At 65.4% G+C, this 19521-nt stretch carries 19 protein-coding genes; 12 read left to right on the top strand and 7 right to left on the bottom strand.

Annotated elements, in window-relative coordinates:
• Positions 1-2: 2 nt before the first annotated feature.
• Together E2481_RS07710 and E2481_RS07705 are read left to right on the top strand one after the other, a co-directional pair.
• Positions 3-941, top strand: a complete 939-nt coding sequence (locus tag E2481_RS07710; protein WP_136716562.1) for a branched-chain amino acid ABC transporter permease — start codon at positions 3-5, stop codon at positions 939-941.
• Entirely contained in the window at positions 938-1951 is a 1014-nt protein-coding gene (locus E2481_RS07705; protein ID WP_136716561.1) for a branched-chain amino acid ABC transporter permease, read from the top strand. The genes E2481_RS07710 and E2481_RS07705 overlap by 4 nt, the downstream gene beginning before the upstream one ends.
• Positions 1952-2075: 124 nt before the next feature.
• On the opposite strand, the gene E2481_RS07700 is transcribed toward E2481_RS07705, so the two are convergent.
• Together E2481_RS07700 and E2481_RS07695 are read right to left on the bottom strand one after the other, a co-directional pair.
• On the bottom strand, positions 2076-2792 hold the full coding sequence (locus E2481_RS07700; RefSeq protein WP_136716560.1) for an ABC transporter ATP-binding protein: 717 nt from the start codon (positions 2790-2792) through the stop codon (positions 2076-2078).
• Positions 2789-3508 carry an ABC transporter ATP-binding protein gene (locus tag E2481_RS07695; RefSeq protein ID WP_250137759.1) on the bottom strand — a complete coding sequence of 240 codons (720 nt, stop codon included), beginning with the start codon at positions 3506-3508 and terminating at the stop codon, positions 2789-2791. The genes E2481_RS07700 and E2481_RS07695 overlap by 4 nt, the downstream gene beginning before the upstream one ends.
• Positions 3509-3731: 223 nt before the next feature.
• Between E2481_RS07695 and E2481_RS07690 the strand changes: the two genes are divergently transcribed.
• Positions 3732-5354 (top strand): acyl-CoA synthetase, encoded by a 1623-nt coding sequence (locus tag E2481_RS07690; protein ID WP_169302397.1) that lies wholly within the window; start codon positions 3732-3734, stop codon positions 5352-5354.
• An 18-nt stretch (positions 5355-5372) separates the two neighbouring features.
• On the opposite strand, the gene E2481_RS07685 is transcribed toward E2481_RS07690, so the two are convergent.
• Both E2481_RS07685 and lpdA read right to left on the bottom strand, forming a co-directional pair.
• On the bottom strand, positions 5373-5813 hold the full coding sequence (locus E2481_RS07685) for a MaoC/PaaZ C-terminal domain-containing protein (RefSeq protein ID WP_136716557.1): 441 nt from the start codon (positions 5811-5813) through the stop codon (positions 5373-5375).
• A gap of 65 nt (positions 5814-5878) precedes the next feature.
• Positions 5879-7297: a dihydrolipoyl dehydrogenase gene (gene lpdA, locus E2481_RS07680; protein WP_370628395.1), complete on the bottom strand. Its 1419-nt coding sequence runs from the start codon at positions 7295-7297 to the stop codon at positions 5879-5881.
• A gap of 238 nt (positions 7298-7535) precedes the next feature.
• Between lpdA and E2481_RS07675 the strand changes: the two genes are divergently transcribed.
• Both E2481_RS07675 and E2481_RS07670 read left to right on the top strand, forming a co-directional pair.
• Positions 7536-8303, top strand: coding sequence for an SDR family NAD(P)-dependent oxidoreductase (locus E2481_RS07675; protein WP_136716555.1), 768 nt, complete (start codon positions 7536-7538; stop codon positions 8301-8303).
• 258 nt (positions 8304-8561) lie between these two features.
• Complete coding sequence (locus E2481_RS07670; RefSeq protein ID WP_169302396.1) at positions 8562-9752, top strand: MFS transporter; 1191 nt, start codon at positions 8562-8564, stop codon at positions 9750-9752.
• A 6-nt stretch (positions 9753-9758) separates the two neighbouring features.
• Here E2481_RS07670 and E2481_RS07665 read toward each other — a convergent pair whose 3' ends face one another.
• Together E2481_RS07665 and E2481_RS07660 are read right to left on the bottom strand one after the other, a co-directional pair.
• Entirely contained in the window at positions 9759-10220 is a 462-nt protein-coding gene (locus E2481_RS07665) for a MaoC/PaaZ C-terminal domain-containing protein (RefSeq protein ID WP_136716553.1), read from the bottom strand.
• Positions 10221-10264: 44 nt separating this feature from the next.
• Complete coding sequence (locus E2481_RS07660; RefSeq protein WP_136716552.1) at positions 10265-11467, bottom strand: iron-containing alcohol dehydrogenase family protein; 1203 nt, start codon at positions 11465-11467, stop codon at positions 10265-10267.
• A gap of 146 nt (positions 11468-11613) precedes the next feature.
• On the opposite strand from E2481_RS07660, the gene E2481_RS07655 reads away from it, so the two are divergent.
• Together E2481_RS07655 and E2481_RS07650 are read left to right on the top strand one after the other, a co-directional pair.
• Positions 11614-12009 (top strand): universal stress protein, encoded by a 396-nt coding sequence (locus E2481_RS07655; RefSeq protein WP_250137757.1) that lies wholly within the window; start codon positions 11614-11616, stop codon positions 12007-12009.
• A 452-nt stretch (positions 12010-12461) separates the two neighbouring features.
• Entirely contained in the window at positions 12462-12887 is a 426-nt protein-coding gene (locus E2481_RS07650) for a DUF7548 family protein (RefSeq protein WP_136716551.1), read from the top strand.
• 8 nt (positions 12888-12895) lie between these two features.
• Here the strand turns inward: E2481_RS07650 and E2481_RS07645 are convergent, their stop codons facing one another.
• Complete coding sequence (locus E2481_RS07645; protein ID WP_136716550.1) at positions 12896-13738, bottom strand: winged helix-turn-helix domain-containing protein; 843 nt, start codon at positions 13736-13738, stop codon at positions 12896-12898.
• A 161-nt stretch (positions 13739-13899) separates the two neighbouring features.
• Here E2481_RS07645 and E2481_RS07640 point away from each other — a divergent pair, with 161 nt between their 5' ends.
• From E2481_RS07640 to E2481_RS07620, 5 genes are all read left to right on the top strand, one after another.
• On the top strand, positions 13900-14841 hold the full coding sequence (locus tag E2481_RS07640) for an ABC transporter ATP-binding protein (protein ID WP_136716549.1): 942 nt from the start codon (positions 13900-13902) through the stop codon (positions 14839-14841).
• Positions 14838-15674: an ABC transporter permease subunit gene (locus E2481_RS07635; protein WP_136716548.1), complete on the top strand. Its 837-nt coding sequence runs from the start codon at positions 14838-14840 to the stop codon at positions 15672-15674. The genes E2481_RS07640 and E2481_RS07635 overlap by 4 nt, the downstream gene beginning before the upstream one ends.
• Positions 15675-15745: 71 nt before the next feature.
• Complete coding sequence (locus tag E2481_RS07630; RefSeq protein WP_136716547.1) at positions 15746-17236, top strand: carotenoid oxygenase family protein; 1491 nt, start codon at positions 15746-15748, stop codon at positions 17234-17236.
• A gap of 121 nt (positions 17237-17357) precedes the next feature.
• Positions 17358-18086: a cupin domain-containing protein gene (locus tag E2481_RS07625; protein WP_136716546.1), complete on the top strand. Its 729-nt coding sequence runs from the start codon at positions 17358-17360 to the stop codon at positions 18084-18086.
• A gap of 163 nt (positions 18087-18249) precedes the next feature.
• Positions 18250-19512: a saccharopine dehydrogenase family protein gene (locus E2481_RS07620; protein WP_136716545.1), complete on the top strand. Its 1263-nt coding sequence runs from the start codon at positions 18250-18252 to the stop codon at positions 19510-19512.
• The last annotated feature ends 9 nt before the right edge of the window (positions 19513-19521 follow it).

Here is a 19521-nt window from a genome sequence, read left to right as displayed (position 1 = left end):
CCATGGCCTCATCTATACTTCTCAACGCACTCCCGGGAGTGGCCGATACGCTGTTCGTCCCGCTCCAGGTCGAGTACTACACGGCCCAGCTGTTCAACGGGCTGGTACTCGGGATGATCCTCGTGCTCATCTCGCTGGGACTGACCATCATCTTCGGGCTCCTGGGTGTGATCAACTTCGCCCACGGCGACCTGCTGCTCGTCGGGACCTACGTCTCCTGGACGGTGATGGACGCGACCGGGAGCTTCCTGCTGAGCATCGGTGCGGCGCTGGTCGCGACCCTGGTGCTCGGAATGATCTTAGAGCGGACGTTACTCAGATACACCTACGGTCGCCACGGCGCACTGCTCCAGCTGCTGCTGACGTTCGGTATCGCCGAGCTCATCCGCGGGTTGGTCATCCTCGTCTGGGGCCGGACGGGGAAGAACTTCGCCACGCCCTCGTGGGGGAGCAGTTCCATCGACCTCGTGTTGTTCACGTACCCGGTCTACCGGGTGTTCGTCATCGTCGCGGCCGCCGCGCTCATCGTCGCCGTCTACCTGTTCCTCAACCGGACGGACCTGGGGCTGCTCATCCGGGCCGGGACCCAGGACCGTGAGATGGTCGACATGCTCGGCATCGACGTCTCGCGCCTCTACATGCTGGTGTTCGGTATCGGCGTCGCACTGGCCGGGACGGCCGGTGCGCTCATCGGCCCGGTGCGAGGCGCGTTCCCGACGCTCGGCATCGAGTTACTGATCCCCGCGTTCGTCGTCGTCGTCGTCGGCGGGCTCGGCAGTTTCCGCGGCAGCGTCGTCGCGGGAATCCTCATCGGCGAACTCCAGGTGATGACCGGCGTGTTCTACTCGGAGGCGTCGCAGGCGATCGTCTTCGTGTTCATGGCGCTGGTGTTGCTGGTGCGCCCGCGCGGACTGTTCGGACAGGAGGGGGTCGTCGAATGATCGCGGCCATCGCCACTCGCGTCCAGTCCGTCTACGACCGGGTCGGGGAGCGAAACCTCTCCTATCTCGGCGTCCTGGCGCTGCTTGCCATCTTGCCGGACCTGATGGGCGCGTTCATCGCCTCGCACATCATCGTCATGGCGATCTTCGTGATGGGCTACAACATCATCCTCGGGTTCGGCGGTGAACTGTCGTTCGGCCACGCCGCCTACTTCGGGCTGGGTGCCTACGGCGTCATCCTGACCTTAGAGCACCTCGTGTCGAGCCTCTACCTTGCGATTCCCATCACCGTCGTCGCGGTGACGCTCCTGAGCGTCGTCTTCGGCTACCTGAGCCTCCGACGCCGGGGCATCTACTTCGCGATGATCACGCTGGCGCTGGCACAGCTCGTCTACGCCATCGTCTTCCAGATGAACGAGCTGACCGGCGGGTCGAACGGGATCGCCATCCCGGCCACCGAGGCACCGCTCGGCCCACTGACTCCAATGAGCAACGAGCTCCACTTCTACGCGTTGGCCTGTGCGTTGTTCCTGCTCTCGTTCGTGGCGATCGCCCGGATCGTCAACTCCCCGTTCGGCCGCGTGCTGAAGGCGATCCGCGAGAGCGAGGAGCGCGCGCTCCACCTCGGCTACGACGTCAACTCGTACCTGTGGCTGGCCTTCGCCATGTCCGGGGCACTCTCCGCACTGGCGGGCGCACTCTACGCCGTGCTGTTCGTGTTCATCTCCCCGTCGCTCCTGTTCTGGCAGCTCTCCGGTGAGGTCGTCCTGATGACGATCATCGGCGGCGTCGGAACGCTCACGGGACCGCTCGTCGGGGCCATCGTGTTCATCTTCTTCTCGAACACGCTGACCAGCATCACCGAGCACTGGGAGATCTTCTTCGGGGCCGTCATCATCGGCATCGTGTTGCTGGCTCCGGAAGGCCTGATCGGCCTGCTCCGCAAAGCCGTGCTGGACGACGAGAAAGTGTTCGACCTCAAGCGGCTGATCGAACGACTCCGCCCCTGAGCGGGCCGTCCGTTTCTCTCGACTGCGTTCGGTTCGGTGATCGCGACTCAAACCGCGAGCGACGACGCTGTTCGAACTGAGAACGAAAGACAGCAAAAGGGGCGCCGGCTCCGTGATCCTGCGGTTACCCGAGCGCGAGGTAGCGGTCCTTGATGTCGGAATCCTCTTTGAGCGTCTCGCTCGGTCCGTCCACCTTGTTCTCGCCCTCGTCGATGACGTAGGCGTAGTCGCTGATGTCGAAGGCGAGCTCGGCGTTTTGCTCGACCAGGAGGATCGTGATGCCCTCGTCGTTGATCCGTGCGAAGATGTCCCGAAGCTTCTCGACCAGTGTGGGCATCAGTCCCTCGGTCGGCTCGTCGATGAGCAGCAGGTCCGGGTCCGACAGCAGCCCGCGGGCGATGGCGAGCATCTGTTGTTCGCCGCCGCTCATCTGTCCGGCCTGCTGGCTCAGCCGCTCTTCGAGCCGCGGGAAGTACTCGAACACCTGGTCGGTCAGCTCCGACACCCTGGCGTCCGAGATGTCCTGGCCCATGTGGCCCAGGCGGAGGTTCTCCTCGACAGTCAGCTCCGGGAACATGCGTCGGTGTTCCGGGATGAGCGAGATGCCGAGTTGGGAGGTCTCGTGTGGTTCGTTGTTCGTGATGTCGGTCCCGTTGAACGTGATCGACCCCGACTTGGGGTTCTGGCTGCCGATGATCGAGCGCAGCGTCGTCGTCTTGCCGGCGCCGTTGCGCCCGATGAGCGTACAGAGCGATCCCTCCTCGACAGTCATCGAGAGGTCGTGGAGGATGTGGCTCTGTCCGTAGTACGTATTGATGTCGTCGATTTCGAGAATGCTCATGTCGAACCCTCCAGGTAGACGCGCCGCACTTCCTCGTTGTCCTGCACCACCGACGGGACGTCGTCGGCGATCTTTTCGCCGTTGTACAGTACCATGATCTTGTCGGCCACTTCGTTGACGACGTTCATCTTGTGTTCGATGAGGACGACCGGGAAGTCACCCTGTAACTGGTGGATGAGTTCGATCACTTCCGTCGTTTCCTCGGGACTCATGCCGCTCGTCGGTTCGTCGAGCAGGAGCATCTCCGGCTCCGTCCCCAGCGCGACGGCGATCTCGAGGGTCCGTTGCTCGCCGTGACTCAGGTCCGACGCGAGGCTGTCGGCCTTGTTGGCGAGTCCCACTCGTTCGAGGATCTCGTACGCGCGGTCGCCGATCGCCGGGTCAGTCGGCCGCCAGAAGTTGTAGGACATCGAGTCCGACTGAACAGCGATGGACACGTTCTCGAGGACGGTCAGTCCCTCGAACAGCTTCGTCACCTGGTAGGACCGGATGATGCCGCGGCGTGCGATCCCGCTGGGTCCCACGTCAGTGATGTCCTCGCCGTCGAAGTGGATGCGGCCACTCGTCGGCGTCAGTGCACCGGTAAGAAGGTTGAAAAAGGTCGTCTTGCCCGCGCCGTTCGGTCCGATAATGGCGTGGAGCTCCTCGTCTAAGAACTCGACGCTCACGTCGTTGACGGCGGTGAGCCCATCGAACTTCTTCGTGAGACCCTCCACTTGTAAAACTGCATCTCCTTGAGCCATCGGTGTGGTCATACTGATACTCCCCGTATATTAGTAGTTCCGCTCAATTCGGTGTGCAGTCGGAACCGACGACGTCTGCTGAGGCGCCGACCGTCTCGCCCGTCGGACGCCTCGTCGCCGACCGGTCGATTTCGTATCCGATTCGTGATGGGTCGCATCCAGTACAATGATTATGGAGGCTGTACTTGGGAGGAATATGGAGATCGACCTGAGTCAGTACGACACGTACGACGAGGCCTACGAGCGGTTCGAGTGGGACGTTCCGGAGACGTTCAACATGGCCGACGCCATCTGCGGTCGCTGGGCGAGCGAGGACGACGGCAAGCGCCGCGTCGCACTCTTCTACGAGGACGAGGACGGCACCCGGGAGACGTACACCTTCTGGCAGGTCCAGCGGATCGCCAACAGGGTGTCGAACATGCTCGGTGACGCCGGCGTCGAGCGGGGCTCGCGCGTCGGTATCGTCCTCCCCCAGCGCCCGGAGACGCTGTTCGCCAACATCGGAATTCTTCAGCGCGGGGCGGTCTCGGTGCCGCTCTCGGTGCTGTACGGGCGCGAAGGGCTCCGGTACCGCCTCGACCACTCCGAGACGGAGGTCGCGATCGTCGACGAGGAACGTGCGGAACTCCTGGACTCGCTCCGGGACGAACTCGACCACCTGGAGACGGTCATCACCATCGACGACCCCGAGGCGATCGACGGCCAGTCCTGGGCGGACGGTCTCGCCGACGCCTCTCCGGACTTCGAGACGGTCGCGACCGATCCGGAGGACTCGGCCTACATCATCTACACCAGCGGGACGACGGGCAAACCGAAGGGCGCACACCACGCCCACCGGAAGCTGCTGGGATACATCCCCGGCTGGCAGATGATCAACGACCTCCCCGGCGAGGAGGCGGTTCACTACACGCCCTCTGGCTGGTCGTGGGTCGGCGGCCTTTTCGCCGTCGTCTGGGGCGCGTGGTATCACGGCCAACCCGTCGTCGGCTACGGCGGGCAGTTCGACGCCGAGTCGGTCTACGAGATCCTCGAACGCTACGGCGTCACCAACGCGCTGCTGACCGCGACGATGATCCGCATGCTCAAGGAGGTTGACCACAGCCAGTACGACATAGACGTCGACGTCGTGCCCAGCGGCGGCGAGAAGGTGACCACCGACATCTACGACTACGTCGAAGACGAGTGGGACGCGGTCGTCAACGAGATCTACGGCCAGACGGAGTGTAACTTCCTGGTCGGCACCAACACGCAGCTGATGGACGAGAACCGGGAGGCCTCCGGGAAGCCGTGTCCCGGCCACACGGTCGCGATCATCGATGAGAAAACCGGTGAACGGAAAGAGCCTGGCGAGATCGGGCACATCGCTGTCCAGAAGCCGGACCAATCGATGTTGCTCGACTACTGGAACCAGCCGGACCTGACGGCCGACCTGTTCGTCGACGACTGGATGAAGACCGGCGACGCCGGCTCCTACGACGAGGACGGGTACATCTACTACGAGGGGCGCGCCGACGACGTCATCATCACCAGCGGCTACCGGGTGAGCCCCCTGGAAGTCGAGGAGTGTCTGCGGGAACACGACGCCGTCAACGACGTCGTGGTCGTGGGCGTCGACGACGCCGAACGCGGGACGGTCGTCAAGGCGTTCGTCAAACCGGAACCCGACGCCGATCCGTCGGACACGCTCGTCTCGGAGCTCCAGACGTTCGTCAAGGAGCGTGAGGCCGCCTACAAGTACCCGCGAGAGGTGGAGTTCGTCGACGAGTTCCCGACGACCGTCTCCGGGAAGATCCAGCGGCACAAACTGACCGACGACTGATCCCGGTCGCGACCGCCCTCACGCGTCGGGCCGACGCCCGAGAATACTGACGTACGTGGCCGACAGCACCGGCGCCCCGTCCGGTGTCGTCATCGTCAACTCGAAGGTGACGTCGCCGCGCTCCGGGTGCGTCGCGGTCGTTTCGAGGACGTCGAGACGGCCCGTGAGCGTGTCCTCGGGCTCGACCGGTCGGTGGAAACTGATGTCGGTGATCCCCTTTCCGCCCATGTTGGCGCTCTCGTTCATCACTTCCGTGATCATCGTGCGGGATCCGAGACAGAGGGTGTGGAGCCCGCTCGCGACCAGGCCGTCGAAGACGGCGTCTTTCCCGTGGTCCTCGCCGAGGTGGAACGGTTGGGGGTCCCACTGCTCGGCGAACTCGACGATTTCCGCACGCGTCAACGTCTGCGACGACAACTCGAAGGTCTCGCCTTCGCTGAAGTCCTCGAAATACAGCATGTCTCCGGGTACCCGGCGCGACTATATATAGTTCAGCCGTCCCCGCTGTCAGCGAGTCCGCTCTCTCAGCGGTTGAAGATGTGAACTGCTTCCCCGCGCGCGTCGGCGGTCGCTTCCATGACCGCTTCCGAGAGCGTGGGGTGCGTGTGGATGGTCGAGACGACGTCCTCGATCCGGGCACCGACCTCGACGGCCAGCGCGAGTTCGCCGATCAGTTCCGACGCCTCGGGCCCGACGATCTGTCCGCCGAGGATGCGTTCGGTTGCCGCGTCGGCGACGACGCGGACGAACCCGGTGGACTCGTCGAGGGTGAGCGCCCGCCCGCTGGCGTCGAGCGGGAACGTGCCGACGAGCGGCTCGAACCCCTCGTCCTCGGCTTCGGCCGCCGTGAGCCCGACCGTTCCGACTTCCGGGTCGGTGAACACGGCCGCGGGCACGGCGCGGTAGTCGTACGCCGCCGGTTCGCCCGCGAGCACGTCCGCGACGACTTCGCCCTGTCTCGACGCCTTGTGAGCGAGCATCGGCTCGCCCGCGACATCACCGATCGCGTGGATGTTCTCCTGGCTCGTCCGGCCCTGCCGGTCGGTCGCGATGAACCCGTCGTCGGTCAGTTCGACGCCGGCCGCGTCCAGATCGAGCGTGTCCGTCACCGGCTCCCGTCCGACCGCGACCAGCACGTGATCGGCCTCGAACTCTGATTCCTCGTCGTCCGAGGTCGTCGTCACGGCGACGCCGTCGTCGGTCCGGGTGCAGTCGCTGGCCGCCTCGTTCGTGCGGATATCGATGCCGAGTGCTTCGGCCTCCTCGTGGACGATGTCGGCGATGTCGGCCTCGTAGGGTGCGAGGATGCGGTCCAGCATTTCGATGACCGTCACGTCGGTCCCGAGTTTCGCGAACACCGTCGACAGTTCCATCCCGATGTAGCCGCCGCCGACGACCACCAGGCTGTCCGGGAGTTCCGGCAGCGAGAACACGTCGGCCGACGTGAGCACCGACTCGCCGTCGGGCTCGAAGCCGGGGACCTCTATCGGCCGACTGCCGGTCGCGATCACCGCTGACTCGAAGCTGATTCGATCCGGGCTCTCGGCCGATCCGTCGTGGATCGCGACTTCACCGGGGGACTCGAACGTCGCCGTTCCCTCGACGAGCGTGACGCCGTTGGCCGTACAGAGCTGTTCGACGCCGCCGGTCAACTGATCGACGACGTCGGCCTGCCAGGAGCGGAGTTGGGGGAAATCCACTTCGACCGTGGCGTCGACGCCCATGTGTTCGGCGGTGCGGCTCCGGTGGACGAGGTCCGCGACGGTCACGAACGCTTTCGAGGGGATGCAGCCGCGGTTGAGACAGACGCCGCCGTACGCGTCGCGCTCGACGAGCGTCACGTCTTTGCCGTGCTGGCCCGCCCGGATCGCGCTGACGTAGCCGCCGGGTCCGCCCCCGATCACCAGTATCTCGGTCGACATAGTCTGGTCTGCGCACATCACCGAATCCGTTCTCGGCGGTCCCTCAAAACAGTGCGGGTCCGCACTCGAAAAATCGCCAGCGGGTCGCTCTGACGCGGCTGGCAGCCCGTGGACGACGGTGTGGCTCGATGGTCAGACCTGTGTGGTGTACCATCGCCCTGGGCGTGTCATATTCACACAGGATTCGATATATGTCTTTGGTAGTCCCGCGCGCGTTCGCAGCACAACGTTCATAATCGCAACTCGTGATTCCTCACACATGGTATTGGACGAATTCTCGTTGTCGGATCGCGTCGCAGTGGTAACGGGCGGTAGCCGCGGTATCGGCGAGGAAATCGCCGTCGCGATGGCGGAGGCGGGGGCCGACGTGGCCCCGGTCGCCCGCTCGGAGGACGCCCTCGAAGCCACGGCCGAACGCATCGAGGACGCGGGCGGGACCGCACACCCTCGGCCGCTCGACGTGACCGACGAGGCAGCCGTGACGGCGATGTTCGAGGAGGTCGAGGACTCGCTCGGCGACGTGGACGTGCTGGTGAACAACGCCGGCGTCAACCCCTTCTTCGGGAACGCGCGGGACCTCGACGGGGAGACGTGGCGTCACATCCTGGAGGTCAACGTCACCGGATCGTTCTACTGCGCCAGGGAGTTCGGCCAGCGCGTCCACGAGCGCGAGGGTACGGGATCGCTGATCAACCTCGCCAGCGTCGGCGGGGTCGTCGCACTCCCCTACCAGGCACCGTACACGGCCTCGAAACACGCGATGGTCGGGCTGACGAAATCCCTCGCCGTCGAGTGGGCACCGGCGATTCGCGTCAACGCGCTCGCGCCCGGCTACGTCAAGACCGACTTCACGAAGGGCGTCCGGGAGAACGAGGAGATCCGTGCGGACCTCCTCGATACGATCCCGCTCGACCGCTTCGCCGAACCCGACGAGGTCGCGGCCAGCGCGGTGTATCTGGCCAGCGACGCCGCCGGCTACGTCACCGGCGAGGTCCACGTCGCCGACGGCGGCATCGCGGCCCAGTAGTCCGGCCACGGCGCATCGGCCTCGCAGTGCCGATACCGGTCCGCCGACGGCCGATGCCCGGTGAGTATTAAGTGGGTGCGCTGTCACCCCTCGAACAACCGTGATCGCAGGCGCTCCAGACGACGAACTGTCCGACCGAGTCGTCGGCTCGGTCGGATCGAGAGCAGCCGAGCACTGTGCGGTGGTGGACCAGCGCGAACCCGGTTCCGTGCCGGTGGCGGGGTCGTCCGTCTCGGCTCATAAACGACCATGTCGGCCATGAGCGGCGGGACTCGGCTGGGCGACTCGCGCTCGGGCGTGTTCGTCGGCTGTTTCCTCGTCTCGGTGGCCGCCAACGGGTATTTCATCGCCCCCGCGAGCGTGCTCCCGTTGCTCGTCGGGGAGTTCGCGGTGACCAAGACGGTGGCCGGGCTGGCGATCAGCGCGGCGATCTTCGGGACGGTGCTCTCCCAGATCCCGAGCGGGTTCCTCATGGACCGATACGACAATCGACGCCTGATGGCCGCGGCGACTGCCGTGTTCCTCCCGGCGAGCGTCGTCGGCGTCGCCTCGGCGTCGTACCCGCTGTTTCTCGCCAGTCGGTTCGTCGCGGGGGTCGCTGGCGGCGTCTTGTTCGTGCTCGGAACGAACGTGGTGAGTCAGTTGTTCGCCGGCCCGAAGCAGGGGTTCGTGATGACGGTCTTCATCGCGAGCGCCCCCGTTGGGTTCGCGTTCGGTCAGTTCAGCGGCCCGCCCGTCGCGGCGGCCTTCGGGTGGGAGGCGGCGTTTCTCACGTATCCACTGGTGGCGGTCGCGGGCTTCGCACTCTTCCGCCTCTCGTGGTCGACGCCGATACAGTCGGGCGATCCCATCTCGATCGCGCAGTTCGGGCAGGCGCTCCGGAACCGTTCCGTGCTGGTGGTGTCGGTCTCGGCGTTTTGCTCGTACATGCTGTACATCTTCTTCAACTCCTGGATGCCGACCTACGCGACGGAGGTCCTCCCGCTGACGCTCGGGCAAGCGGGCGCGGTGACCTCGCTTCTCCCGGCGGTCGGCGTCGTCGCCCGGCCGGTCGGCGGGTGGGTGTCCGACGCCCTGGGCCACCGTCGGCGGGTCGTCGTCGCGGCCTCGTTGCTGTTCGCGCTCCCCGGCCTGTACGTCATCGCGGCCGGCGTCTCGCCGACGGCCTTCGCCGTGACGATGCTCTGTGTCGGCTTCTCGATCCAGTTCGGCTCCGGCGTCTACTACGTGTACGCCCGCGAACTCGCCACGGAGAACTCCGGGGGGACGACCCTCGCGCTGTTTACGACCATCGCCTTTACCGGGACGCTCGTGTCGCCGACCGTCGGCGGGTGGCTCATCAGTGCGGTCTCGTGGCCGGCGACGTTCGCCGTCTACGTCGGCATCGGGCTCTTCGGCGCGGGGATCCTCCTCCTGACGAGAGACTCCCGGCCGGACGCCGTCGCCTAGACGACCTCAGGCGGCATCGTTGTCGGCCGTCGCGACGAGTAGCCTGTGAACGTCGAGGACCGCCGTCTCACCCTCGGCGGTGACCAGTTCCACCCGCGCTGTCACGAGTCCCCACGCCTCGTTCCGGCGCTCCGTGTCGACGATCTCGATCTCGGCGTGGACCGTCTCGCCCGGCGACACCGATTCGAGGTAGCGGACCTCGTCGTGGCCGTAGTTCATCGCCAGCGCGGCGTCGCTCGCGACCGCGTCGACCAGGAACCCGTCGGCGATCCCAAGCAGGAGCGTCCCCTGGAGCACGACGTCGTCGACGAGCGGATGCGCGTCGGCGTACTCTCGGTCGACGTGGATGGGGTCCGTCGATCCCGATGCGCCGACGAACTGCCTGATGTCCGAATCGGTCACCGTCCGGCCGTCGGTCTCGTACTGCTCTCCGGTCTCGAAGTCCTCGAACTGTCTGCGCTCGACCATCGACTGCACCGACGTCGGGGAGGGGTTAGAAGGTTCTGGCGCGGTCACCAGGCGTCCCGGAGCGTCGCCTCGATGTCGTCGACGGTCGGATCGAACTCGGGCGGGCCGACCTCCAGGAACGCGTCCTCGGCGGTGTGTTGTGCGACCGCCCGGAGTTCGCTCTCATCGGTGCCCTGGATGTCCCGGAGTCGCGACGGCAAGCCCAGTCCGTCTCGAACGGCTCGGACGGCCTCGACGACGGCCGCCTCGGTCGTGTCCGCGTCTTCCTCCCCGGTGACGAGTCCCTCGGCGAGTACGTCCGGTCGGCCGCCCCCTTCGGCGAAGATGAGTTCGAGGGCGTGGGGAACGATGACGCCGTGGGCAGTGCCCTGCTGGATGCCGAACTGGTTGCGGAGCGCGTGCCCGAAGGCGTGGACGACGTTGATCTTGTACTGGTCGGGCATCGAGACGCCGTACTGGACCAGCAGCGTGCCCGCTACGGCCCGTTCCATGACGTCCGGGTCCGTGGACTCACGGAGTTGCGGGAGCGACGACCGGAGGTAACGGAGCCCGCGAACGGCCGTCGCGTCGGTCACGGGCGTGGCGAACCGCGAGTAGATGGCCTCGACGCCCTTGTCGAACCCGTTGATCGCCGAGGCCGCGAGGATATCCATCGGCGTCGTCTCGAACAGGTCGGGGTCGTACACCAGCGCCGTCGGCATCAGCCGAGTATCGACCGGGATCGCCTCGACGGGGCCCGCCTCGGTCTCGGCGACGAGGCCGGCTGCGACCGAGAAGTCCGCGCCCGCCATCGTCGTCGGGACGGTCAGGACGGGTACAAACGCGTCGTCGTCCGCCGGCAGCGTCAACTCGCCCGATTCGAGGACCTCCGAGCGGGCGTCCGCCAGGGTCCGGTCCGCTCGTGCGAGCCCACTGATGCCCCGGGCCACGTCGAGACTGCTCCCGCCGCCCACCGCGACGATGGCGTCCGCGTCCACAGCTTGGAGGCGCTCGATCCCGTCGAACACGGTCGACAGCGTCTTTGCAGGGGTCGTCTCGTCGAACACGCCGGCGAACCGGTCGCCGAGTCCGGCTTTCACCGGGCCCATCACGGCATCGGTGGCACCGACGGTTCGGCCGCACACGACCAGCGCACGTTCGAGTCCTTTCTCGGCCAGCGTCTCATCGAGCCCATCGATGCATCCTCGTCCGAACTGGATGGTACCTGGTTTGAAATCAAACGAAAAATTCGGCGTATCGAGTGCCATGATGTAGTGGCTTGATACCATCTCGCATAAATATACCCTTTCCTTCGTTCGGGACGCTCTCGGACCGGGGGAATCGAGGACAGAACCGTTCCGAAAACCAACAATATGCGGAGGAGTTTTATTTCTCGCGAGAAACGAGTCCCCTGATGAAGTACCTGCTCGCGACCGACTCCACTGACCTGAGTGAGACGCTCTGTGCAGCCGTCCGAGACCAGTTGGACGACGGCGACACCGTTCACGCCGTCAACTCGCTCCACGGCGAAGACGAGACGACGACCGACGAGATCGAGGCGGGAAGGGACGCGCTCGAACGGGTGTCGGCCGAACTCGGGAGCTCCGTCTCGGTCGATACCCATCAGTTCATTCGTGGTAACGATCCGACGAGGGACGTTCTCGCGTACGCCGACGACCACGACGTCGACCAGATCGTGATCGGCATCCGGAAACGTTCGCCGACCGGGAAAGCGGTGTTCGGGAGCAACGCCCAGGACATCCTCCTGAACGCGACGCGTCCCGTGCTCGCGGTCCCACGGACCGACTGAATCGTACGGGGACGGTCACCGGCCGAACCCAACAGGGATACCGAACTGTCTCAACCGTCGTATCCACGACTGCGTGCTCGCTCGCGACTGCGGCGACCAGTGTCATGTACGAATATCCTGTCTTCAATCGCATATCTGGCCAATATATTTCCATAGCTGGTGATTACTATCTGTTTTTGCGTGTGTCTGCGGATATATTGGCGAATATAGATTTATGGGGCACAAATTAAGAAATCTATCGGTGAAAAGCCGCTGTATTTTTCTATATAGCTTACTTTTGTATTCATACTCTCTGAGATGGTGGAATATGGTCGCAATTTGGAATTAAAATTCACAACTTGGGGATCAGAACTCACTACTCGGGGTCGTATGACGGGCCAGTGCTGGAACTTCTGACACTGCATTGCGGGTCCCTGCCAAAGGCCTATCCTCGACGATAGCGAACACTGGCCATGGAGCGATCCATCGGGATGGCGCTCAGCACCATCGCGAGCGCCGCTTTCATCGTGATACTTCTCGCGGCGTTTCTCGTCGAGTCGGTTCGCGATGTCCTGCTGTACTACGGCTTCGGAACGGTCAGTCCGATCTTCGCGGGCATCCTGGCGATGGTGGTCATCCTGGCCTGTGTCGCGGTTCGCTATGGCTCTCTCTCGGAGACGACCGGGACCGCGATCGCCCTCGGCCTCGGACTCACCATCCTCCTCGTCGTGACGGTCTGGGCAGTCACCGGTCGCGTCGACGTGTTCCAGGCATCCGGCTGGGCGTTCCCTGCACAGCGATGGGTGCTCGTCGCCGTCGCCGTCCTGATCGTCCTCGGTGCCGGCCTGCACGCCTGGCGCGTCGGCCTGTTCTCCGGGAGCGAATCAGGGACTCGGTAGCTGTCTTCTCACTCTGGTTGCTCGAACGAGCGGACAGCCCCCTGCCCATCGACCGTTACTCGGGCGGTGTCGCCCGCGACGACGAGTTCGAATCCGGTCTGGGGCCCCCCGTCGATGACCCACGTCTCGCCGTAGGTGTCGTACAGTTCCCACGGCGGCGTCTCGTGGAGTTCGATGCCGCGCTCGCGATAGAACGCCGCCACAGTGGCGTCGCGAAACACCGTCTGTTGGGGTCGCAAGCGGAGTTCCGTCCCGCACTGTTGGCAGGGGTAGTGATACTGGATCGGATACGGGTCGTCGTCGCTACGGAGTTCGTAACCGAGTGGGCCGTGGCAGAGCGGGCAGAACCCGTCGACGATTTTCTCGATGTGGTGGCGCAGTAGGAGGCTCACCCGGTCGAGGAACTCGTCGGTGGACAGCGACTCGATCCAACTGGGATGGACGTAAATCTCGACGATGACGTGCTCCCCGCACCCGATCGCCAGAAACCCCTCCTCGTAGGTCGCCTTCAGGTCCCGGGTACACAGCGGACACGACTGGTCGAGGGGTAGCGATTCGCGTTCGGAATCAGGCGCGTACGTCGTGGCCTGCAGTGAGCTGAACAGCTGGACGCCACCGTGCGTGAGCTGGTAGTACTCGCCGTCTTTGGTCACGAGACGGCCGAGCAGTCGCTTCAGATGGTAGTTGAAGTTCCCCGAGTCGTCGGTGTCGACTGCGGCGAACAGTTCGGAGAACGTCATCCCGGTCGCGTCCGTCGCAGTGAACCGCTGGGTCGCCAGCGCGCGCAGGATGTCGAACCGCGTCTCGTTCGAGAGGAGGCCCAGCGCGGCGTCGATTCCGGTTCGAGACATCGGTGCGTAGGATACCGATGGACACCGGTACGGATGGGTTTTATGTCAGATATGTCACTGTAACCGGCTACTGATATCATTTACGTCCCCTGCTGGTCAGGACAGGATATGAACAGAACGCGCAACTCGCCGGTGGTTCGACCGTTGGGAAGTGACTGACGATGCCCGCCATCCAGACCGATGGCCTCACCAAGCGGTACGGTCACGACGTCTACGCCATCGACGACCTCTCGTTGACCGTCGACGAGGGTGAGGTGTTCGGCTTCCTCGGCCCGAACGGGGCCGGGAAATCGACGGCCATCGACGTATTGCTGGACTACATCCGCCCGACGGCCGGGTCCGCGACGGTACTGGGCTACGACGCCCAGCGGGACGCCGAGGCCATCCACCAGCGGGTTGGTATCCTCCCCGACGGCTACAGCCTGTACGACCGGCTCAGCGGCCGTGATCACGTGCAGTTCGCCATCGATCTCAAGGACGCGAGCGACGACCCCGACGCGATTCTCGACCGGGTCGGACTCGACTCGACGGCTGCGGCCCGCCCCGCAGGCGCGTACTCGAAAGGGATGAGCCAGCGCCTCGCGCTCGGGATGGCGCTCGTCGGCGACCCGGACCTCCTGATACTGGACGAACCGTCGAGCGGTCTGGACCCCGACGGCATCCGCGACATCCGTGAGATCACCCGCGAACACGCGGCCGACGGCGGGACCGTCTTCTTCTCCTCGCACGTCCTCAGCCAGGTCGAAGCGGTCTGTGACCGGGTCGGCATCCTCAAGAACGGGCGGTTGGTCGCCGTCGACACCATCGACGGCCTCCGCGAGGCAGTCGGCACCGGGTCGACCATCTCGCTGACCGTCGACGCCCCGCCGACCGGCCTCACCGCCGCGGACTTCGACGGCGTGACCGACCTGGTCGTCGGGGACGACGTGGTGCGGGCGACCTGTACCGAGTCGACCGCGAAGGTGGCGGTCATCGACGCCGTTCGGGCGGCGGGGAGTGCCGTTCTCGACGTCGAAACACACGAGATGTCGCTTGAGGACCTCTTCTCCGAGTACACGCACGCGGATGAACCCACACTCGCCAGGGCGGAGGTCGACGGATGAGTTGGCGGGTCATCGCCCGGCGCGAGTTCACCGACGCCGTCCAGTCGCGGGTGCTGTGGGGCCTCGTCGCATTCGTCGCGGTCATGATCGCCATGACCGCCTCGGTCCCCGTGTTGATACCCGCGATGGACGCCTCGGCGCTGCTGGGACTCGGCGCGGCCAGCGAGTTCGCCGCCATGCTCGTGCCGATCGTCGCGCTCGTGGCCGCCTACCTCGCCATCGCCGGCGAGCGCGAGTCCGGCAGTCTGCGGCTCCTCCTCGGGCTGGAACCGAACCGCCGAACCGTCGTGGTCGGGAAGTTCGCCGGCCGGAGCGCCGTCGCCGTCGTCGGCCTCGGCCTGGGCTTCCTGCTTGCCAGCGCCGTCACGTGGCTCGTCTACGGAACCTTGCCACTGCTGGCGTACCTGGCCGTGCTCGTCCTCACTGTCGGCCTGGGCGTCGTCTTCGTCGGGATCGCCGTCGGCATCTCCGCCGCGACGGCGACGCGGTCGCGAGCCATGACGCTGGGCATCGCCAGCTATCTCGGCCTGGCCCTGCTCTGGGACCTGATTCCTCAGGGTGCACACCTCGCCGTCGTGGGCGGCCCACCGAGTGGCACGGTCCCCGCGTGGTTCCTCCTGCTGGAAGGGCTCAGCCCGTCGGGCGCCTACAGCGCGCTCGTGACGCGCGCACTCGGTGCGACGGGGGCCGCCATCCCCAGCACGGCCGCCCGGCTTGGGGGCGACGTCCCCCTGTACCTCGCCTCGTGGGTGTTCGTCGCCATCCTGCTGGTCTGGACTCTCGTCCCGCTCCTCGCCGGCTACTGGGCCTTCGAGCGGGCAGACCTGAACTGAACGTACCTGCAGCGTTTCACTCGGTTGTTCGACGCTGCATTTTTTTCCCGCTCGCGCGCTAATTGCTACCTATGAGTCCGCATCCTGGCTTCCACTCGCTACACGAGGAGACGGCAGCCACGCTCTCCGTCGAGGGGACGCTTCCCGACTGGCTGACTGGAAGTCTCGTCAGGAACGGCCCCGGTGCGTTTTCGTTCCCCGATGGAAGCACTGTCGAGCACTGGTTCGACGGGCTCGCGATGCTCCACCGCTTCACGTTCGACCCCGATACCCGGAGCCACCGAGCGGGTGGGGCTGGGAAAGACGAACTCCACTATCGGAATCGCTTTCTCGACACCGACGCGTACCGGGCCGCACTCGCAGGGGACTTCGAGGGCGGGTTCGCGACCGGCGAGACCACCCTCCGCTCGCGACTCTCTACCTTCCTCACCGACCCGTACGACAACACGAACATCATCGTCGAGCGGATCGGTGAGACGTACCTCGCGCTCACGGAGTCACCGCGGTGGGTTGCCGTCGATCCGAACACGCTCGCCACCGACCGGCACGTCGAATACGACGGGAGTGCTCCGAGTGGCCATCTGGCCTGTGCGCATCTAAAGCGCGATCCAGTGACGGGGACGCTCGTGAACGTCGAGACCGAATTCGGCCGGACCAACCAGTACCACGTCCACGCGATGAGCGAGCCGGGAGTGCGACACCACATCGGGAGCGTCGAGACGGACGAACCGGCATACATGCACAGCTTCGCGCTCACGCCGCGATTCGTCGTTCTGACGGAGTTTCCCCTGCGAGTGAACCCGCTCCGGTTCCTCCGACCTGGCCGACAGGCGCCGTTCATCGAGCAGTTCGAGTGGCAACCCGACCGCGGGACCAGAGTTATCGTCATCGACCGCACCACTGGCGAGGTACTCGCAGACCCGGTCACCGACTCCGTCTTCGGCTTCCACCACGTCAACGCGTTCGAGCGCGACGGCGGACGGGAGATCGTATTCGACCTCGAGACCGTTCCAGATGCGACCACCATCGACTCACTGTCCATCGACTCGCTTCGGGAGGGTGAACTCGAGACACTCGCCGGCCGACTCGACCGATTTACCGTCGACCTCGGCGGCGCGACGGGGTCGAACCGCTATGGCGCGGACGATGTGTCCGTCGATCGGTCGAGGCTCTACGCGGACGGAACCGCCCTCCCAACTGCGTCGCCAGCACGGTGGTCTCGCGAGCATCGGTATATCTACGCGATGAGCATGGATCAGCCACCTACCGAATGGGCACACGGGATACTGAAGCTCGATACCCGGACCGGTGACGTCACGGAGTTCTCCCGAGGCGGCGACTACTTCGGCGAACCGATCTTCGTCCCTGCGCCGGACGGCGACCGTGAGGATGCCGGCGTCGTCCTGACGGTCGCTCTCGACGCCGGCGAGAACCGCTCACGGCTGCTCGTGGTAGACGGCGACACCTTCGAGGAGAACGCGCGTGTGACACTCCCGCATCCGATTCCCTTCGACTTCCACGGGCGGTACTTTCCGGAGCTGAAGGCAAAGACACCGGGCTGAACGACAGTCCCGGCGGCGTCGTAGCCGGACCTCGTGTTTGGGAGTGGCGACGGTCGAACGATCGACTCGCTCGGTACCACCCGTCACAGCAGTAATGCGGCTCCGAGCCCACGACGAGGATATGGACGGGGACATCCGAATCGTCGATCCGGCGGAGACGGATCGGACCGAACCGGTGCCTGGCCTCGTCGAGCAGACGCTGTTTCAGGTCGGCGAGTATCGGCTCGTGCTGTGCCAGATCGATAGGAGTTCGGCGTGGCACGTCAGAGAGGGTGCCGTCTACGGGTGGGTTCGTGCGGGCCAGGGACGCGTCGCGTACAGCGAGGACCAATCGACTGACCTGGCGGCGGGCGATCTCCTTCAGGTGCCTCCGGCGACCAGCCACAAATTCGTCGCCGGTGATACCCGACTGGAGGTTCTGGCGGTCGTTACCGGCGACTCCGACGGTCCGGAGCGCGATGCACCCGCTCCACCGAAGTCGGACGCCGAGCCGGCGGTCGTCGGTCCCGACGACCTCGTTCCGACGGTCGACAGTCCGAATCTGACGCGAGAGACGCCATTCCCCGACGCTTCCGTGCTCCTGATGCGCGTCGAGGCGGCCGGCGGGGCCGCCGCTGGCTGGCACCACCACGGAGAAAACGTCTATTTCGGCTATGCCGTCGACGGACCGAGCGAGACCGAGTACGGGCCGGCCGGCGAGAAGACCGCCCGAATCGACATCGGCGAGTGTTTCCACGTCCCGCCGAAGCTGGTCCACCGTGACACCAACCCGACCGAGACCGCCCACACTGGAATTATCTGGCTCTGCGGTGGCGAACCGTGGGTGGTGAACGTGGAGGGCCCGACGTAACGCCGTCACCGCTTGGGTGTGGGGTTCTGAGCAGGCTGATCGGGTTGCAGTTCCACGTCAAATTCCCGAGCGTGGACTCGATACTCGCCGTATCGTGCGTTTGTTCCGTTCGAAAAATCCATTCAATATTTGGGTCAGGACACCGAATCGACAGTCCACACACGTGTCACAGACCGACCGACAATACGATCTCGTCGTGTGGGGTGCGACCGGCTTCGCCGGACGCCTCGTGGCCGAGTACCTCACCGAACAGTACACACCGGACGATCTGTCGCTGGCTCTCGGTGGCCGCGACGCTGATCGCCTGGGCGCCCTCGGGACCGACCTCGTCGACGGGAGCGACGAGTGGGACGACCTCCCGATCGTGATCGGGGACGCGACCGAACCGGAGACGCTCAGAGAGATGGCTCGCGAGACGCGCGTCGTCTGTACGACCGTCGGCCCCTATACGAAGTACGGGACGCCGCTGGTCGAGGCGTGTATCGAGGCCGAAACCGAGTACTGCGATCTGACCGGTGAAGTGAACTGGACCCGGGAGATCGTCGACCAGTACCACGATGCGGCCGTCGATGCCGACACGCGCATCGTCCACAGCTGTGGCTTCGACTCCGTCCCTGCCGACCTGGGTACCCTCCTCGCACAATCGTTCGCGACCGAGGAGTTCGGGGCACCCTGTACCCAGGTTCGGATCTACGTCGAAAACACCAGCGGGGGCGTGAGTGGCGGCACGCTCGCCAGTGCGGCCGAACTGTTCGAGGCCGCGTCGAAGGACCCCGAAGTCAGGAAGGTGCTCGGGAACCCCTACTCGCTGGCACCGCCCGGCGAACGGGAGGGCGTCGATCCGGGCGAGCAACGCCTCCCCCGAAAGGACCCACTGCGGTCGTCCTGGACGGCCCCGTCCCCGATGGCAGCGGTGAACGAGCGCGTGATTCGACGGAGCAACGCGCTGCTGGACTACCCCTGGGGCCGTGACTTCCGCTGTACGGAAGTCATTCCGACTGGCCGCGGCCTCCGTGGTGCAGCCACCGCGGGCCTGGTCACCGGTGGACTCGGCTTGCTCACGCTCGGGCTGTCCATCGGCCCGACGCGCTCGGCGCTCAAGCGGTTCGTGTTCCCCGACCCCGGCGAGGGGCCCAGCGAGGAGCAGATGGAGAAGGGCCACTTCAGGGTTCGCACGCGCGGTCGCGGGGTCAACGAAGACGGCCCCTTCACCGTGGACGCCGTGATCGGTGCCGACTGGGACCCCGGCTACGGCGGCACCGCCCGGATGCTCGGCGAGTCCGCGATGTGTCTCGTGGAGGACGACACCGACTCACCGCTGGACGGTGGCGTCCTGACCCCCGCCTCTGCGATCGGGACACCGCTCGCCGAGCGACTCCGCGGGGTCGGGTTCACTGCGAGCGCCAGCGTGGCGAGCGACGACTGAAGCACTGGT

The organism is Halorientalis salina (genome assembly GCF_005049285.1).
GTDB lineage: Archaea > Halobacteriota > Halobacteria > Halobacteriales > Haloarculaceae > Halorientalis > Halorientalis salina.
Note: the sequence above shows the minus strand (reverse complement) of the source record. Positions and strands in the feature narration are given on the sequence as shown.

Bases quoted from the DNA above. Each gene is read 5' to 3' on its own strand.
- E2481_RS07710 (WP_136716562.1), top strand. From the start codon at position 3: ATGGCCTCATCTATACTTCTCAACGCACTCCCGGGAGTGGCCGATACG.
- E2481_RS07705 (WP_136716561.1), top strand. From the start codon at position 938: ATGATCGCGGCCATCGCCACTCGCGTCCAGTCCGTCTACGACCGGGTC.
- E2481_RS07700 (WP_136716560.1), bottom strand. From the start codon at position 2,792: ATGAGCATTCTCGAAATCGACGACATCAATACGTACTACGGACAGAGC.
- E2481_RS07690 (WP_169302397.1), top strand. From the start codon at position 3,732: ATGGAGATCGACCTGAGTCAGTACGACACGTACGACGAGGCCTACGAG.
- E2481_RS07685 (WP_136716557.1), bottom strand. From the start codon at position 5,813: ATGCTGTATTTCGAGGACTTCAGCGAAGGCGAGACCTTCGAGTTGTCG.
- E2481_RS07675 (WP_136716555.1), top strand. From the start codon at position 7,536: ATGGTATTGGACGAATTCTCGTTGTCGGATCGCGTCGCAGTGGTAACG.
- E2481_RS07670 (WP_169302396.1), top strand. From the start codon at position 8,562: ATGAGCGGCGGGACTCGGCTGGGCGACTCGCGCTCGGGCGTGTTCGTC.
- E2481_RS07665 (WP_136716553.1), bottom strand. From the start codon at position 10,220: ATGGTCGAGCGCAGACAGTTCGAGGACTTCGAGACCGGAGAGCAGTAC.
- E2481_RS07660 (WP_136716552.1), bottom strand. From the start codon at position 11,467: ATGGCACTCGATACGCCGAATTTTTCGTTTGATTTCAAACCAGGTACC.
- E2481_RS07655 (WP_250137757.1), top strand. From the start codon at position 11,614: ATGAAGTACCTGCTCGCGACCGACTCCACTGACCTGAGTGAGACGCTC.
- E2481_RS07650 (WP_136716551.1), top strand. From the start codon at position 12,462: ATGGAGCGATCCATCGGGATGGCGCTCAGCACCATCGCGAGCGCCGCT.
- E2481_RS07645 (WP_136716550.1), bottom strand. From the start codon at position 13,738: ATGTCTCGAACCGGAATCGACGCCGCGCTGGGCCTCCTCTCGAACGAG.
- E2481_RS07640 (WP_136716549.1), top strand. From the start codon at position 13,900: ATGCCCGCCATCCAGACCGATGGCCTCACCAAGCGGTACGGTCACGAC.
- E2481_RS07635 (WP_136716548.1), top strand. From the start codon at position 14,838: ATGAGTTGGCGGGTCATCGCCCGGCGCGAGTTCACCGACGCCGTCCAG.
- E2481_RS07630 (WP_136716547.1), top strand. From the start codon at position 15,746: ATGAGTCCGCATCCTGGCTTCCACTCGCTACACGAGGAGACGGCAGCC.
- E2481_RS07625 (WP_136716546.1), top strand. From the start codon at position 17,358: ATGGACGGGGACATCCGAATCGTCGATCCGGCGGAGACGGATCGGACC.